The 14,972-nt window shown below is 58.5% G+C and carries 7 protein-coding genes; 5 read left to right on the forward strand and 2 right to left on the reverse strand.

The features are described from left to right. The first annotated feature begins 67 nt into the window (after positions 1-67). The 5 genes from H8B20_RS05990 to H8B20_RS06010 all read left to right on the forward strand — a co-directional run bounded on the left by H8B20_RS05990 (position 68) and on the right by H8B20_RS06010 (position 6,529). Positions 68-2,590: a TcfC E-set like domain-containing protein gene (locus tag H8B20_RS05990; protein WP_210622624.1), complete on the forward strand. Its 2,523-nt coding sequence runs from the start codon at positions 68-70 to the stop codon at positions 2,588-2,590. Between the two features lie 20 nt (positions 2,591-2,610). Further along, positions 2,611-3,831, forward strand: coding sequence for a hypothetical protein (locus H8B20_RS05995; protein ID WP_228732655.1), 1,221 nt, complete (start codon positions 2,611-2,613; stop codon positions 3,829-3,831). 71 nt (positions 3,832-3,902) lie between these two features. Then, the gene (locus tag H8B20_RS06000) at positions 3,903-4,643 is read left to right on the forward strand and encodes a pilus assembly protein (RefSeq protein ID WP_042560781.1); all 741 of its coding nucleotides are present in this window, start codon (positions 3,903-3,905) and stop codon (positions 4,641-4,643) included. A 25-nt stretch (positions 4,644-4,668) separates the two neighbouring features. Next, positions 4,669-5,157 carry a CS1 type fimbrial major subunit gene (locus tag H8B20_RS06005; RefSeq protein WP_052491568.1) on the forward strand — a complete coding sequence of 163 codons (489 nt, stop codon included), beginning with the start codon at positions 4,669-4,671 and terminating at the stop codon, positions 5,155-5,157. Between the two features lie 112 nt (positions 5,158-5,269). Continuing rightward, positions 5,270-6,529 (forward strand): hypothetical protein, encoded by a 1,260-nt coding sequence (locus tag H8B20_RS06010; RefSeq protein ID WP_210622625.1) that lies wholly within the window; start codon positions 5,270-5,272, stop codon positions 6,527-6,529. Between the two features lie 73 nt (positions 6,530-6,602). Here H8B20_RS06010 and H8B20_RS06015 read toward each other — a convergent pair whose 3' ends face one another. Together H8B20_RS06015 and H8B20_RS06020 are read right to left on the reverse strand one after the other, a co-directional pair. Then, the gene (locus H8B20_RS06015) at positions 6,603-11,663 is read right to left on the reverse strand and encodes an NEL-type E3 ubiquitin ligase domain-containing protein (RefSeq protein WP_210622626.1); all 5,061 of its coding nucleotides are present in this window, start codon (positions 11,661-11,663) and stop codon (positions 6,603-6,605) included. A gap of 154 nt (positions 11,664-11,817) precedes the next feature. Beyond that, positions 11,818-14,949, reverse strand: coding sequence for a transglycosylase domain-containing protein (locus H8B20_RS06020; protein ID WP_210622627.1), 3,132 nt, complete (start codon positions 14,947-14,949; stop codon positions 11,818-11,820). Between the last annotated feature and the right edge of the window lie 23 nt (positions 14,950-14,972).

The raw sequence follows: 14,972 nt of genomic DNA on the forward strand, positions 1-14,972 counted from the left end.
GGCCCACTGGTCATCTTTTGATGATCAGTGGACGCCAGCTCATCAAGTAACTCGAGTATTAAAGACCATGTTCCCGATGACGCCCATCGCGGCAGCGCTCGCACTTTTTTTATGTGCCAGTGCCTTGGCCGCGCCCACTAATAACGCTAACACGCCGCGCAGTCTGCTCGCTCAGGCCAAGGGGTTGCCGGCGGAATTCGAAGAACACTTCTTCGATGTGCCATTAGCTGTTCGGGTTGAGCGTGATCAACAATTTCTCGGTGAGGCGATGGTCGTGTTAAGCAAGGATGATCGTGTCACTCTGCTGGAATTTACCGACACCGGCGACAGCCAGATCCCTGCCAGTGAACGGGATGTATTGGGCAGTTTTTTAAAGCAGGGGGTAAGCCTGGGCGCCTGTCAGGGCAGCTGCCCCGACCAGGTACTGGCGGTGCATTACAACCTGCAGAATTCGCTGGTATCGATCGCTACCGAAAATGCTGAGCGCGGCAGTGACGCTCTACGCTATTACGCTCTCCCCGAAAAGGGCAGCACCGGGTTGATCCTGCGTAATCAACTGAACCTCAACGGCGGTCAGGAGCAAGACTTCGGTGGTCGCTATGGCCTTGAGGCGAGCAGCAGCCTCGGCAACTGGACGCAACGTGTCAACCTGCAACTGGCGCGCCTGGGCGGACCTGACGACAAGCTCTATCACGCGATGCACGAGCTGTACGGCCAGCGTGAGTTGCAGGGCAATTTTTTGCGCCTGGGCTATTTCACCCCCAGCTCCGAAGGCCTGACGCGGCAGTTGCGTTCATTTGGCGCCAGCCCCGATACGGCGGCGGGCGTGATGTTTGGCAGCTCCGACAGTCTGGCGATCAAAAATCCAACGCCCAGCGTTTATCCGATCTACGTCACGGCCAACCGCCAGGCATCGGTGGAAATCTATCGCAACGGTCTGTTGATCAACACACAAGCGGTCAGTGCCGGCCTGCAAACCCTCGACACCCGGGCGCTGCCCGGGGGCATTTACGAAGTCGAAGTGCGACTGATCGAAGACGGTCAGATCACCTCAACCACCCAGGATCTGGTGTACAAACCCAGCAACTGGCGCAATCACGAAGAGCGCTGGCGCTACAGCCTGTTCGCCGGCCAGGAAAGCAAATTGCTGAGCAACTGGGACGAGCAGTCTCGTGGCGACATGACGGCCGGCGCGGCGCTGAATTATCTGCTGCACCCGCGGGTGATCGTCGGTCTCTCGGCGCGGCAACTGCAAGGCAAGCAGCAGGTGGCTTCGTCGATTGACTGGACGTTGGCCAATAACACCAGCCTGTACGCCAACGTTTACCAGACCGAAGACCACGGCACCGGGATGGATCTGCAAGGCATCTACAATTATGGCTCGGGCAACCTGTTCGCCACGCACAACCGCAGCTGGCTGGACACGACCAATCTTTATGAGACCTTGCCGGACGGTACGCGGGTTCGCCAACGCAACGTGTATATCGGCCAGACCGCCAACACGTCGCTGGCGATCAACCACCGACTCAACAGCAAGCAATCGCTCAATGGCCGGGTTTCCCATAGCGAGGGCAATGTCGAAGGCGTCGGTATCGATCTGGGCTGGACGCAACGCAGCCTGTTGCTCGGCAGCGATGCCAGTTGGCGTTTCTCGGTGTTCGATCGCCCCGCCAGTTTCAGCAGCGGGCAGGCGCGCAATCGCGGAGTCGATTTGAGCGTCAGTCTGGCCCTCGGCGCCAAGGGCGAACAGTGGTCGGGCAGCATCGGCACGCGCACGGCCCGCGAGGGTGGCCGCGACAACAATGCGTCGCTGACCTACAACAAAACTCTGCAAAACCACGTACTGCAAAACGTCTCGGTCACGGCGCTCGCTGACACCTATGGCGTCGGCGTGTCAGGCCTCGGCAGTTTTAGCACCGAGGCATTCAATGGCGATGCGTTCATTCAGCGCTCTTCCTATAACGGCAATTACACCGGCGGTCTCAACCTCGACAGCACCGTGGCCGTGGGCGCAGACAAGATCGTCATGACCAGCCAGCACGCCAGTGGCGGTGCCGGGATGATCATTGACGTCGAAACCGACCTCGACGACATCGCCCTGCGCGCCGACGACCTCAGTGGCGGCAGCACAACCCTGCGTCCGGGGCGCAATTACGTGTCACTGACCGCCTATAAAAACAGCTCGGTGAGCTTCGATTTCGAAGGCAACCACGTGCCGTCCGCCAGCATTCAACCGCAGCGCGCCCGCTATCACATGAACAAAGGCGGGGTGGGGTATCGCAAGATCACCGTGAGCAGAACCCTGACCGTGCTCGGGCGTTTGCTCGATCCGCAGGGCAAGCCGCTCAAGGGCCACCACATCATCAACCACGCCAGTCGCGGTGTCAGCGAGGTGGACGGCTTCTTCTCGATGGAAATGAACGCCGGTTCACCGACCCTCGAAGTGCGCTCCGGTGAACAGTTGCTGTGCCAGTTCCGTCTCGACCCGGCCAATGCGCGCAGTGAAAACGATGTGCTGATGATCGGGGATCTGCGTTGCACGCCGGATACGTTGGCCGATGTCACGCCTGCCCCGACGACGGCAGGTTGAACCCTTTCAGGAAGCGACTGATGCACATGAAAAATCAATCGAGCAGAGTGATGGGCGGGCTCTTTTCAGCCGCCGTATCGCTATGGCTTGTCGCACTACCCGCTGCTGCGGCTACGCAGGAAATCACGGCCGTGTTCAAGCCTGATCCGAATAATCCGCTGGTGAACAAATTTGTTAATACCACCCCGCAAAGCGGCGTCTGTCCGGGGCATATGCCGGCGCGCTGCGAAGCGCTGGGCATTTTCAGCATTCGAACGTGGGATATCAACTTTCGCTCAAATGGCCCGATGCCGGTGCTGCCGGTCCCGGATATACGCAAAGGCGCGATGTTCAAAGTGCCTTCGCAGTGGCGAAGCTTTGAGGTGATTTCAGACAAGGGCGAGCCCGCAACCGTCGAAATGCGCATTTCAGGGATCGGTAACCGCTTTAATATTCCCGATCCCCCAAGTGTTAATGCGTGGGGCCCCAGTGCGCCTAACTGGACGTTTCCACCTGCGCCTTGCGGGCACACCGGAATGTATGCGGCGGGTTCAACGCTTCGCCTGTGGTTCTGGATCGTGCCTGAAGGGGCGGGGGTCTGCGCCTTGACCGCACCGGTTGAGATCCCCAGCCTTAACTATGCGAACTTCGAGTACGCCTATGAACTGAGAACCCCCAATCCCTTGCGCATGGCTACAGGGCAGTACACCGGATCGCTCAGCTACACGTTAGGGCCGGGTCAGGACTTCGACTTTGGCGACATCATGATTCCCAACGATAACCTGTTGACCTTTAACTTCAATCTGGATGTGCAACACGCCCTTAAAGTCGAAGTTCCGCCAGGCGGCAATCGTGTGGAACTGTTGCCGCAGGGCGGCTGGCAGGCCTGGCTGCAGCGCAATCGCCGCCCTGAACGTCTGTTCCGCGACCAGACATTCAGTATCTCGAGTTCCAGCCGTTTCAAGATGCAGCTCGAATGCCAGTACAGCGACGGGAGCAATACGTGCCTGATCCGCGATCCGGTTTCCGGAGATGCCGTGCCGCTGAACATTGCCGTCACCCTGCCGGCCGGAATGATCGATGCCGGCGGGCAGCCAGTGAATCGACGTCCATTATTGCGCGACGGTACGGGCACCGAGCTTTTTGAGCCGGCCTATTACGTTGATCGCAAACCGGCAACGCTGCATTTCGAAGTCGGCCGTGAAGCGGTCGAGCAAATGCTTACCGGTGAGGGGAAACCTACACCGGCGATGTCACCGTGATCTGGGATTCGCAAGTCTGAGCACCCTGTGTGCGTGTTTCGTCCACCGCTCCACATCCAGAGGCTGAAACCATGAATTATCGACTGGCGCTGCTACTCGCGGGCTGGCTACCGCTTATCTCCCACGCCGGGCCCGCGATCAATGTCGGCGTGGTCTACGACTACCTCGACGGTGACAAGAGCACCTACCTGAAGCGGGTTTTCAACAGCGGCGACGCCACGGCGTTCGTCAAGATCAACATCCTCGAAATTGTTTACGACGCCGACGGCACCGCGCGGGAAATTCCGCTGGTCAATCAGATCGAAGCCAATGCCCGTGATGGCTTGATGGCCAGCCCCGCACGACTGATCGTCCCCGCCAATGGCATGCAGGGCAGTCGTCTGGTGTTCATGGGCGAACGGGAACAGGAACGTTATTTCCGCGTGCGATTCGTTCCGGTGGTGCCGGAAAAAGAAGATGAGTTTGCGGTGGCCGAAGAGGAACGCGATGAATACAAAAAAGGCCTGTCGGCAGGCGTCAACGTGTTGGCCGGCTACGGCACGGTGTTCTTCGTGCGTCCCAGGGAGACTCGGTTCAACAGCGTCATCAGCAACGAAGCGACCCGCTATGAAGTGCGCAACAGTGGCAACAGTACGGTGGTGGTCGACGAGTTCAGAAACTGTTCGGCCGATAATGAACGCGACTGCCAACCGACCACGAAACATCACGTGTTGCCAGGCCGGTCCTTCAAGTTTGATAAACAAAGCGGCCGTGAATACAACTTCATGTTGATCGAGGGCAAGTCGAGCAAACCGATCGAGGTCAAGGGCTGATGCCCGGACGTAAAAGGTGATGAAGATGTCAAACCCCACACGCGCAGCCCTTTCACTGGGGCTGCTGTTACCCATGAGCGGCATTGTGAATGCGATCACCGAACGTGAAACGTTCGAAGTCTCGGTGAGTATCCCCAGCGCGGAGTTTTATGTAATCCCCTCCGAGCCCGACTGGATTCATCAGGAGCAGGCGCTGCCGTTCAATCCGGTATCGGGGAAGTTCACCCCGCTGCGCAAGAACTTCGATGTGAAAAACGTCAATGGCGGCATTACGGCGCGCATGAGTACCGAGCCCTATCTGAGTAATGGCAGGGACACGGACAACATCCCGTTGACCGTCACGTTCAACCGCAAACGCCTGAGCCTCGTTGCCGAGCCCGTAATCACTGAACTCGATGGCCAGGCAGGCCAGCGGGTGGGTCTGGAAATAGCCGCGGCGTTACCGGTGGATGCTTACCGGCCAGGCAGTTACTACGGCAGCGTGCACATGATTTTTGAAGCGCTGGCGCCTTGAACGTTCAACCGGGAAGGCATCACTGCGCTGGCCGACATCCGGGCCGTTGGTTGGGTAATTGTCAGCTGTGCGGGCGTCGTTCGGCTCAGGTCTCGCCACAAGGATCGTCAAAATGAAAAGCAGTCGCCGATTCAACGATGCTCTAAAGCGTCTGGTTGCGGGCATTACGTTATCTGCGTCACTGAGCCTGCCGGCACAGGCGCTTACGCAAAATATCGACGCGTCGTTTCGACCCGATGCGGCAAACCCGCAAATGAACAAGTTTCGCAACGACACACCCATATCCGGGGTGTGCGAGGGACATATTCCGGCGCAATGCAAGGCGCTTAACATCTTCACGATTCGTGATACGGCTTTTCGCGCTACATCGATCGGGCCCATTCTGCCCGGCGCCGATCTGAGAAACGCTGCGATGTTCAAGGTTCCGTCTCAATGGCGGCCGTTAGCTGTTACCCACCAAATAACCGGCGAGGTGGAAACCGTCGAGGTGCGTATTGCCGGCATTGGCCACCGGTGGGATTTGCCCCATCCGCCGGGGGTTTCTGCGTGGACCTTGCCAGGACCTCCACAAATTGCCTGGAATCGGCGGTGGCTTGACGGGGTTGCTCCTTGTGTTGGGACCAGGTACATCGCAGCGAGCAGTACTATGGTGCTGTTCTTCTGGCTCGTTCCTGAAAATGCCGGCGCGTGTGGGTTGGCACCTGGCACTGAGATTCCCAAATTTTCGTATAGCCACCTGGAATACGCATACGAGCTCAGAACGCCCAATCCGTTAACCATGTCCACCGGCAACTACACCGGCTCCATCACCTATACCATGGGTCCGGGACAAGATTTCGACTTCGGTGATGTCATGATTCCTGCCGACAACCTGTACACCTTCAACTTCAATTTGTCGGTGCAACACACCCTCAAGGTTGAAGTCCCGCCCGGCGGGCAACGGGTCGAGTTGCTGCCCCAGGGTGGCTGGCAGGCCTGGCTGAATCAGGGGCGCAAACCCACGCGATTGTTCCGCGATCAAACCTTCAACCTGTCGGCTTCTTCGCGCTTCAAGATGAACCTGGAATGCCAGTATCCCAGCGGTAACAACTGCGCACTCTGGGAGCCAAATGCCGGTCATGTCGTGCCGCTCGAAGTCAGCGTCACGCTGCCGAGCGGATTGACCGACGCGTCGAACCAGCCGGTCAATCGTCGTCCATTGCTTCGCGATGGTGTCGGTACCGAGCTGTTCCAGCCCGGTATTTACGTAGACCGCAAACCGGGCACGCTGCATTTCGAAGTGCCGCGTGATCACGTTGAGGAGATGATCAAGCAGGGGACCGCGCGCCACTACTCAGGCAATGTCACCGTCATCTGGGATTCACAAGTCTGAGCCTTGCCGTGGGGCGAGCCGCGGGTATGACGACAATCGTCGCCATACCCGAAGGGCGGCTGCGGATGCTGTTTCAGATTCCAGCGTTGGCCATCGCTGTGCGGGTCAATCGTCTGCCCAGCTCCTGCTCCTCATTGCCGATGTCGGTGTACAGCCGTTCGTACACCGCGTCGGTCATGGCTTCACCGGTGAACACCGTAGAGTCGGGCACCGATAGCTGTCGGGCCAGATTTCGCAATGCTTCCCTCAGCGCTGCTTGTTGCGCTTCGGGCAAATCTTCGCCATCGGCCCAGGCTTGTTGCGCTGAACGCAACGCGTCCAGTTGCTCGGCTTTGCTTTCGTAGATCCGTGCGTTGTTTGCGAATTGGCCCGGGTAAGTGTCGCGCAAGTATTCCATCCAGAAAATCTGCTCGAGCATGTTGTTCACCAGACCGTCGCCCTCTTCCAGCGCAACAACCGTGTCATACGCTTGATCAATGGCCTTCTGATCGACGCCGGCGACCTCTGACCAACGCCTGCCCTGAGACTGCCAAGGCAGCTCCAGGCGCTCGGCCAGGCCGGTTTCATAGGCTAAATGCACCTCCACTTCATCCGGTCGGCCTGCGCGGCTGGCCATGTCGGCACGGGCGACTTCGTTGACTTGCTCAAGGCGCGCCGCGCCTCTTGCCAGTGTCACCAGCTTGCCTTCCAGTTCTGCCTGAGATGTCGAATACGAATACGCCTCTGAAGCCAGTACCTTGATCCCCATGTTGTTGAACATCTGCGCGCCGGCATTGGCGCAGGTCGTCGGCGCCGTAGATTCGGTGAACAGTTCATTGCGTGTTTTGGGATCCAGATAAGCGGCGTCGATCATGCGCCAGACGCGATCGGTGAGTTGCATGCGAGCGTCACCACCGTTTCGGTAGTCGGCAGAATCCAGCTGTTTTTCGATGACCTGAAAGAACCCCAGGGAATCGGGCTCTGTCGCCAGGTCGTGCCAGGCTTCGAGCCTGAAGGTCCCGCGCCCGGACTCGCTCGTGCCCCAGAATGTCATGCCAGACAGACGCCAGAGCGCCAGATCCTGCTCGGCCAGATTGCTGTAGTAGTGCTGGGGATCGATGCCGACCGATCTTCGATACTCGTGATAAGCCAGCCGATTGGCTTCAGACAGATCCTCGGCATCAAGGCGTGTACGGGCAATGAGCAGCGCGTGATCGGAACCTGCGGTCACCTCCGGGATTCGACTGATGGGGTTTCTCTGCATGTCCAGAAAGAAACCTCTGGGCCGGCGCTTTTTGAAAATCCCCTCCGGCCAGCCATCGATGCCGGTGTTGTTCAGGCTCAATACTTTCAAGCGTGGCATGCGCTCGACATTTACCGCGCGACCCAACGGATTACCGTCGAGCCGCAAGCTTTCCAGGCGCGTCAGGTTGCGCAGACGCTCGACGTCGGCGACGGTCAGTTCAATCAGGTTGTCACTCAGGCGCAGTGTCTCGAGCATATGCATGTTGCCAATTCCCTCTGGCAATCGAGTCAACTGACATTTTCTGGCACTCAGATGACGCAACTGCTTAAAGTCTTTCAGCAGGCCTTGGGTGTCGACGTTGAAGCGGGAGTTATCAATATTCAGCGCGGTGATCTGTTCAAGGTACTTGCCCAGTTCGGGCAGTTTTTTCCACCACCGTACAAGATCGCTCGGGAACAAGTCGGTCGACAGGTCCAGCGTATATCCCTCGTCCAGGTGGGCGCTGCGTTTGTCGAGGAACTTTGCTTTGCGTTTGAAACAATCGATCAGTTGGTCAGCGATGTGTTGCCCGCCACCGCCGACGAAATTGCGTGGGTCTGATATTGGGTAATCCGGTTGATCCCATTGCCACCTGCGAAGGAGTACACGCAGGTCGTCGAGCTCTGTTTCCAACTGTATGAGTGTGGCAATCGGGTCGCCCCGGGTACTCAGCGACTGGACAAACTGCCTGACCTCTCGCTGGTTGAAATGGGGATACAGATCCTCTACTCGCGAGGTGAGGTTCGTGTCATGTCTGGACTGCTTGGGCCCTCGGAGCAACAGTAAATCCTCCCGTGGGCATTCAGGCACACGTCCTCGATCATCAAGGATGACCCGCCGTTCGGCTGGCGTTGCGGTCTGCGTGATGACCCAATGTTTGAACAGGTTCCCTTCGCTGCGGCGCAACCCCAGCGTTTTCAATTGCTCGTCAGGCAGCGCCTGCAAAACGCTTTGATATAGATCACTCGGCCCATACAACGGCGTGCCTTGGGCGTCGTGAACTTCATAAAGGCCGTTGCTGCCCTTGACCAGAATCCGCACGGTGGCGGCATCCTCCGGGCCCACCTGGCAAGTCAGCTCGCCATCGAAACGGGCGTTACGCAGCTCGATGCGCACGCCTTCCAGTGTATTGCTGTAAAGGCGCAGCGCATTGAGCGTCAGGCGTTCGGTATCGACGCTGGTCAGCGATTTTCTGTAAAAACCTTCATGCGCCCGTGCGGTTCGCGTTTCCAGTTGCAGCTCGCGGGCGATGCGTTTGAGGCGCAAGGGAAGGCGACTCTCGGCGACCATGATCGCCCGTTCGGCGCGGGTGGCGGTGGCCAGGAGATTGTCGATGCCTTGGGCGGGAATGTCGGGAAATGCAGCGCGGATCAGTGGCGCCAGTTCTTTATTCTCGAATACTTCACGGCTGGCGTAATCCTCGTTGAACAATTTGCCACGGCTGTTCTCAGTCACGGCGACGATGCGTTTGCGCAAAGCGCGAACGCGCGCGTCCAGCGATGCCGGAAGGACATCTGCCGGGACATCGAGAATGATCGACGTACCGTTTTCATCCAGTGTCTGCATCACGATCTTCAACAGTTCGCCATTGAACAATTGTCGGTCCTGGAGTTGAACAATCAGCTTTTGACCTGCCGAAGCCTCTTTGCCTGTGTGCTCCCAGATCGTTTTGTGGGTAACGTCAATAATCCGCATCGAGGCTTTTTCGGGCCACATGCCATGAGCGGTGAGTATCTGAAGTTGCGTCACGGGGTCGGCTTTTGCATAGACCAGCGGGTCGTCGCTGCTCAGATAGTCGATGAACGACCGGATGTCCGAATCAATATCAAGGCGCTTTATCGTATCGGTCAGCAGCGTGGGAGGGCGCAGGTTCTCGACATACATGCCGCGCAATTCAGCGGGGTCGGTGCCGCTGATCCTGCGCGCGGTTTCGAGCTGGGCATCGCTCAGATCCGCCACGGCAGGGCCAATGCGACGCAATAAAGTGGCGTCGTCCCAGGTTCGCGGTTGCTCGCCTTCGAGCACGTAGGCACCGGCGCCATTGAGCGTGACTTGCGGTTGATAGGCTTCAGTGCGATCAGGGTGTTTCAAGCGAATCGTGCCGCTTTGTGCGTCGCGCGCGAGTTCGTAGTGTTTGTCCTGCGTACGCAGAATCTCCTTGCCTTCGTACGCGTGCACGCCTGTTGCGTCGGGCTTGGCGTCCTTCGGCAGATCGATTGTTCGCTGTTCATAGGGGGCGTGGTCCGGGTGCCAGAGGGTGTCACGGCCATCGGGTAGCTTTACGGGCTTCATGCCCTCGATCAGTGGCGATAGCTTGAACTTGAACGCGCCCGCAATCTCGGCCCCGGCTGCAAATGCCACCAGTTGAATGACATCCGTCACCACGCTGACTACGTGCTCGGCCGCCTCAAGGCCCAGGCCTTCAGCAAGATCGACAATGCCTTCGATCACGTCATAGGTCAGTTGATAAACCGTGTAAGCCATCATCAATTCACCCAGGCCCGGCACGAAGGGTGTCGCTATCAGCAAGGCTACGTTGAAAATGTCCGATACGATTTTCTTGAAGTTGTCCCACCAGGCCCAGCGCGCCCTGGTGTCCGTGTCGGCGGTGGACACGGCGATGACCTTGGCGTCGTTGAGAATCTTGTTGAGTTTTTGCTGATAGGCATGTGTCCAGTAATCGCGGGGTAGTGGCAGGTGCTCGAACCTCAGGTGCGCATTGGGCTCGTCTTCTGTACGCCATACCGGGTGCGAGTCTGTCGGATCAACCTTTTCGTGCCAGACCACGTGGCTGAGGCGTTGTTCGAGGTCGGCGAAGAAGTGCCCGCGCTGTTGATGGTCTACAAACTGGCTGAAGAACTGGCGATAACTGAGCTGCGATGCAGCGCCGGTTTTGTTTTCACGCAGTTGCCGCGTCAGCTCAGTCATGAAGGCATTGGGTGATGTGTACTCCTTCAGCGGGTGCTCCGGATCATGCGGGACATAGGCAATAAGCTGGCGGATGCCTCGGCTGTCTCTCACGGCAGGAATCAGCAGCAGAACACCGGTCAGGCGTGTGTCCATTATGGAAAGATCACGGCACTGCATGCGCTGGCCATTGAGCAGCGGCAGAGGGGCACCTTTTGCCAGTGCGTTGATCAGCCTGTAGGCGTCGAGCTGGATGTCGCCGGTGGTCAATGCCAATTCGGCGGCGGCGCTTAATGCATCCTTCAGACTTTGCGTCACCTTGTACTTCATGGCGGCGACGGCCACCGGTTCGCTGGGCAGCAGGTAGCTTTGCAGGTGTTGGTTGTAGAGTTTGCCGATGTCCAGTTCCCTGCACAGTGTCTGGAACTGGCTGATGGTCATCTTTGCCTTGATCGGCAATATATCGAAATGCCCGCGCTCGTCGGGCTGACTGATGTATTGCGAATCGGCAAGCACCGTTTCGTTGGCGGCGAAGTTGTGCAACGCGGCGTCCAGCAGGGATACGATTCGAGTCGTGACACCGCCCAGGGTATCGATCGTGTACCAAGGTCCTTCCTTGGGGATGTACAGATGCAGGAAGGTTGTCCTGACGTCATGGGTGACTGCGTATTGTTCCTGGAGCTTCGCCTGGAGCAGAGGCGCCGCGAATGTCCGCACGTCCTGGAGTTTTTCGAACAGCTTGTCGACCTTGTTCTGAGAGCCCCAGGCCTTGAGGTTGGCGGTTTTCAATTGGGCGTGTCGGGCGGCGGGCGCGGTGTTGTACCAGGGCTCGATTTTCAGTGCAGTGCTCGCCAGTGCCTTGCCCCGGCCGAGGCTCGCGGTTTTGATATTTTCGTGCAGGGTGGAGCGTATGAAATCGTAGTGCCGACCTTTGTTCTGGTCAGGGTTGGAAGTATCAGACATGGCAATCATCCTTGATTGTTTGAGGATGACCAGCCTATCCGTTGGAGGGCAAAACAATAGTCTAAAAGTTGCCGCTTCAGCGGCTGTTTTACCCGTTTATCCGTTGAGTATTTGAATCTGAAAAATAACTGACTACCACCTGCCGGCGCGCCAATTAGTGTTGCTCCAGGCGTGCAACGCTTGAACCTTCAACCGGGCGACACTGAGAGTCGCTGCCCGGTTGCAGATACGCGGTGAGAATCGGCGCCATGCCCTTGAGCACTTGCGTCGGCAAGGCCGAGGTGAATTTGAAGTTCTCCGCCGAACGCCCCGGAACGAATGCGGTGAGGGTGCCGAAATGGTGATCGCCGATGTAGAACACGAAGGTCGCGGTGCGGTTGATCGACTTCGAACTGAGGATGCGTCCACCCGAGCCGATGGCTTCGATACGGTTGTCACCGGTGCCGGTCTTGCCACCCATGGCCAGTGGGGTGCCGTCCGCGAGTTTGAAACTGCCGGAAACACGTTTGGCTGTACCGGCGTCGACCACTTGCGAAAGTGCTTCGCGCATTGCCGTGGCGACTTGCGATGGCATCACGCGTTTGCCAACGTGCGGATCGTTGACCAGCCGGGTTTCGTAAGGGGTGCCGGCGGCAAAATGCAGGCTGTCGATCCGCAGGGTCGGCATGCGCACGCCGTCATTGAGGATGGTGCCGATCAGTTCGGCCAGCGCTGCCGGACGGTCGCCGGAGCTGCCGATGGCGGTGGCCAGCGACGGCACCAGGTGATCGAACGGGTAGCCGACTTGTTGCCAGCGTTGATGAATCTCAAGAAACGCCTCGATCTCGAGCATGGTGCGGATGCGGCTGTCGCGCGCGCCCTTGTGCTTGCTCTTGAACAGCCAGCTGTAAACTTCCTGACGTTCAAATTGACTGGCCTTGACGATCTGGGTGAAGGTCGCGTCCGGATGATTCAGCAGATAGCCGATCAGCCACAGATCGAGCGGATGGACCTTGGCGATGAAGCCTTGATCGGGCAAATCGTAGCTGCCCGGGCCGTAGGCGTCGTAGAGGCGGATGAGGCGGTCGTCGGTCAGTTTCTCGTTGAGCTTGGCGCCTTTGAGGTGTGAGCGCACGAACGTGTTGAAGTCTTCCTGGCTGGCGTTCGGCAACAGATAACGGTGCACGGCGGCCATGCGGATCGGGGTCGGGCGCATGCTGTCGAGGAAGGTTTCGAGCCGCGCCTGGGTGTCTTTGTTACGGTATTTCTTCCAGAACTTGAGCAGGAACGAAGTGCCTTCGCGATCGGCGAAACTCGCCAGGTATTCCTGGCGCCGTGGGTCACTATCATTCTTGAGCAACTCGGCGCTGCTGTTGGGACCGGAATAGGTGGTGTAACGCACGATATCGCGCATCAGCCGAATGAACGGCAGGTTGATCGACTCGCGCAGGGAATCGCGCAGGGTCGGCAGGCGACCGTTATCCTCTTTGCGAAAGTTGTTAAACGTGTGCAGACCTCCGCCGGTAAAAAACGCCTCACCGGGGCTGGCCGAGTATTTGCGATCCAGTGCTGCACTGAGCAGCTTCGACAGATCGTGATCCTTGTTCTGGATCAGGTAATCGACAACCCAGCGGCTGAGGCGATCCTGCTCCGGCACCTCGACCTTTTTCAGTTCCGGCACGCCCATGGCGCCGTACTTGTCGTGCAACTCGGCGATGATTTGCAGGTAGGTGGTAAGTACGCGCATCTTCGCCGTCGAGCCCAATTCGAGTTTGCTGCCTTCGTTGATGTCGAACGGCTGGTCGGTGCTGTCGGTCTGCACCCGTACGCGCGAACCGTCCGGGGTCAGCTCGAACAGGGTGAAGCTGTAGCGCACCTGAGTGGTGCTGGTCGGCGTCAGCAAGCGTTCGCCGAGCAAACCGACTTCGGCAGCGTAGGCCGGGTCGGCGAGCTTCTTCAGGTAGGCGGTCGCCTGGGCTTGCAGCTCGCCTTGCAAGGTGCTGGTGGCCGACAGGTCGAGGCGGTCGAGGTCGTACAGGGGCCGGTTGAGCATGCTCGCCAGACGACTGCGGGCAGCGCTGATGCCTTTGTTGGTTTCGATTGGCTGAATCGTCGGTTGGGTCTGCCAGTCGCGATAGCTGACGGTGCTGGCCAGTGCAGCATCGGCCAACGCGCTGTCGATCACGCCGCTCTGCTTGAGCAGGCGCAAATGGCTGTCGGTGAGGTTGGCGAGGTCTTCACGGCCCCTGGTCAGATAATACGAAGGGCGACGCTGGGCGATCATCAACGAGAGCATTTCGCGCAGGGCCAGGCCTTTGTCGGCCATGGTTTTCGGATCGGTCTGCGGGCTGTTGAGCTGCTCGTTGGCCTTGGCGAAATCAGTGCCGTACCAGACCCGCAGACCTTCAGCCATGCCGTGCACTTCACCGTGGCCCGGTACGGCGGACAACGGCACGCTATTCAGATAATCGCGAATGATGTTTTGCCGTGCACCCAGGGTTTGCGGACCGTCCTGATAAGCACGCACGCTGGCGGAAATCATCTGACGGATCTTCTCGGCACCGGACGCCGTCAGGCCTTCAGGAGAGTGCCGATATTTTTCCAGTTGCGTCGCCAGCGTACTGCCGCCCGCCGATTGCCCGGGCAGATGAAGCACCTTGGCCACTTGCGACCAGGCGGCCATGCCGAACCGTGGCCAATCCACTGCCGGGTTGGCCAGCGGTTGTTTGGGGTCGAGCAGAAAGCGGTTTTCGATAAACAGCAGGCTGCTGACCACCACCGGCGGAATCGCTGCAAAATTCGAATACAGTTGTTGAGGATAGTTGTATTTGTACAGCGGCGCGGCGCGGCAATCGGTGATCGACAACCCGGCCTGGATCTTCTCGGAAAAAGGCACAAACAGGCCTTTGTCGGTGTAGCTGAGCAGGGCGGGTGAAAAACGTGTCTGTTCGGTGATCACGTAATTGCGCTTGATCAGGCGCGGCAGGAATTCATCCAGTGAGCTGTAACCCAGGCGCAAATCGAACGGGCCATTGCCCGGATAGCGAATCGCTTCACTGGGGCCGGGTTCCAGTTTGTAGGTCAGCGAGGCGGCATATTGGCTGAGTTCACGGGATTGAAAGCGCGAGGTGCGCATCTCTTTGGACGCACCCAGCCCTACCACCACCGCAATAATCAGCAGCAACAACCAGAAAGCCTTCCACCCGTGCCGGCTACGGCGGGGTTTTTCAGGGACAGGCGCTTGATCATCCACACGTTCAGTCGGAACCACGGCTTTACTCGAATCGGTTTGCCACAAAGCGCCCATAGTCGATTGATCCATTCACGCAG

It is taken from the genome of Pseudomonas sp. P42, from assembly GCF_017973755.1.
Lineage (GTDB): Bacteria > Pseudomonadota > Gammaproteobacteria > Pseudomonadales > Pseudomonadaceae > Aquipseudomonas > Aquipseudomonas iridis.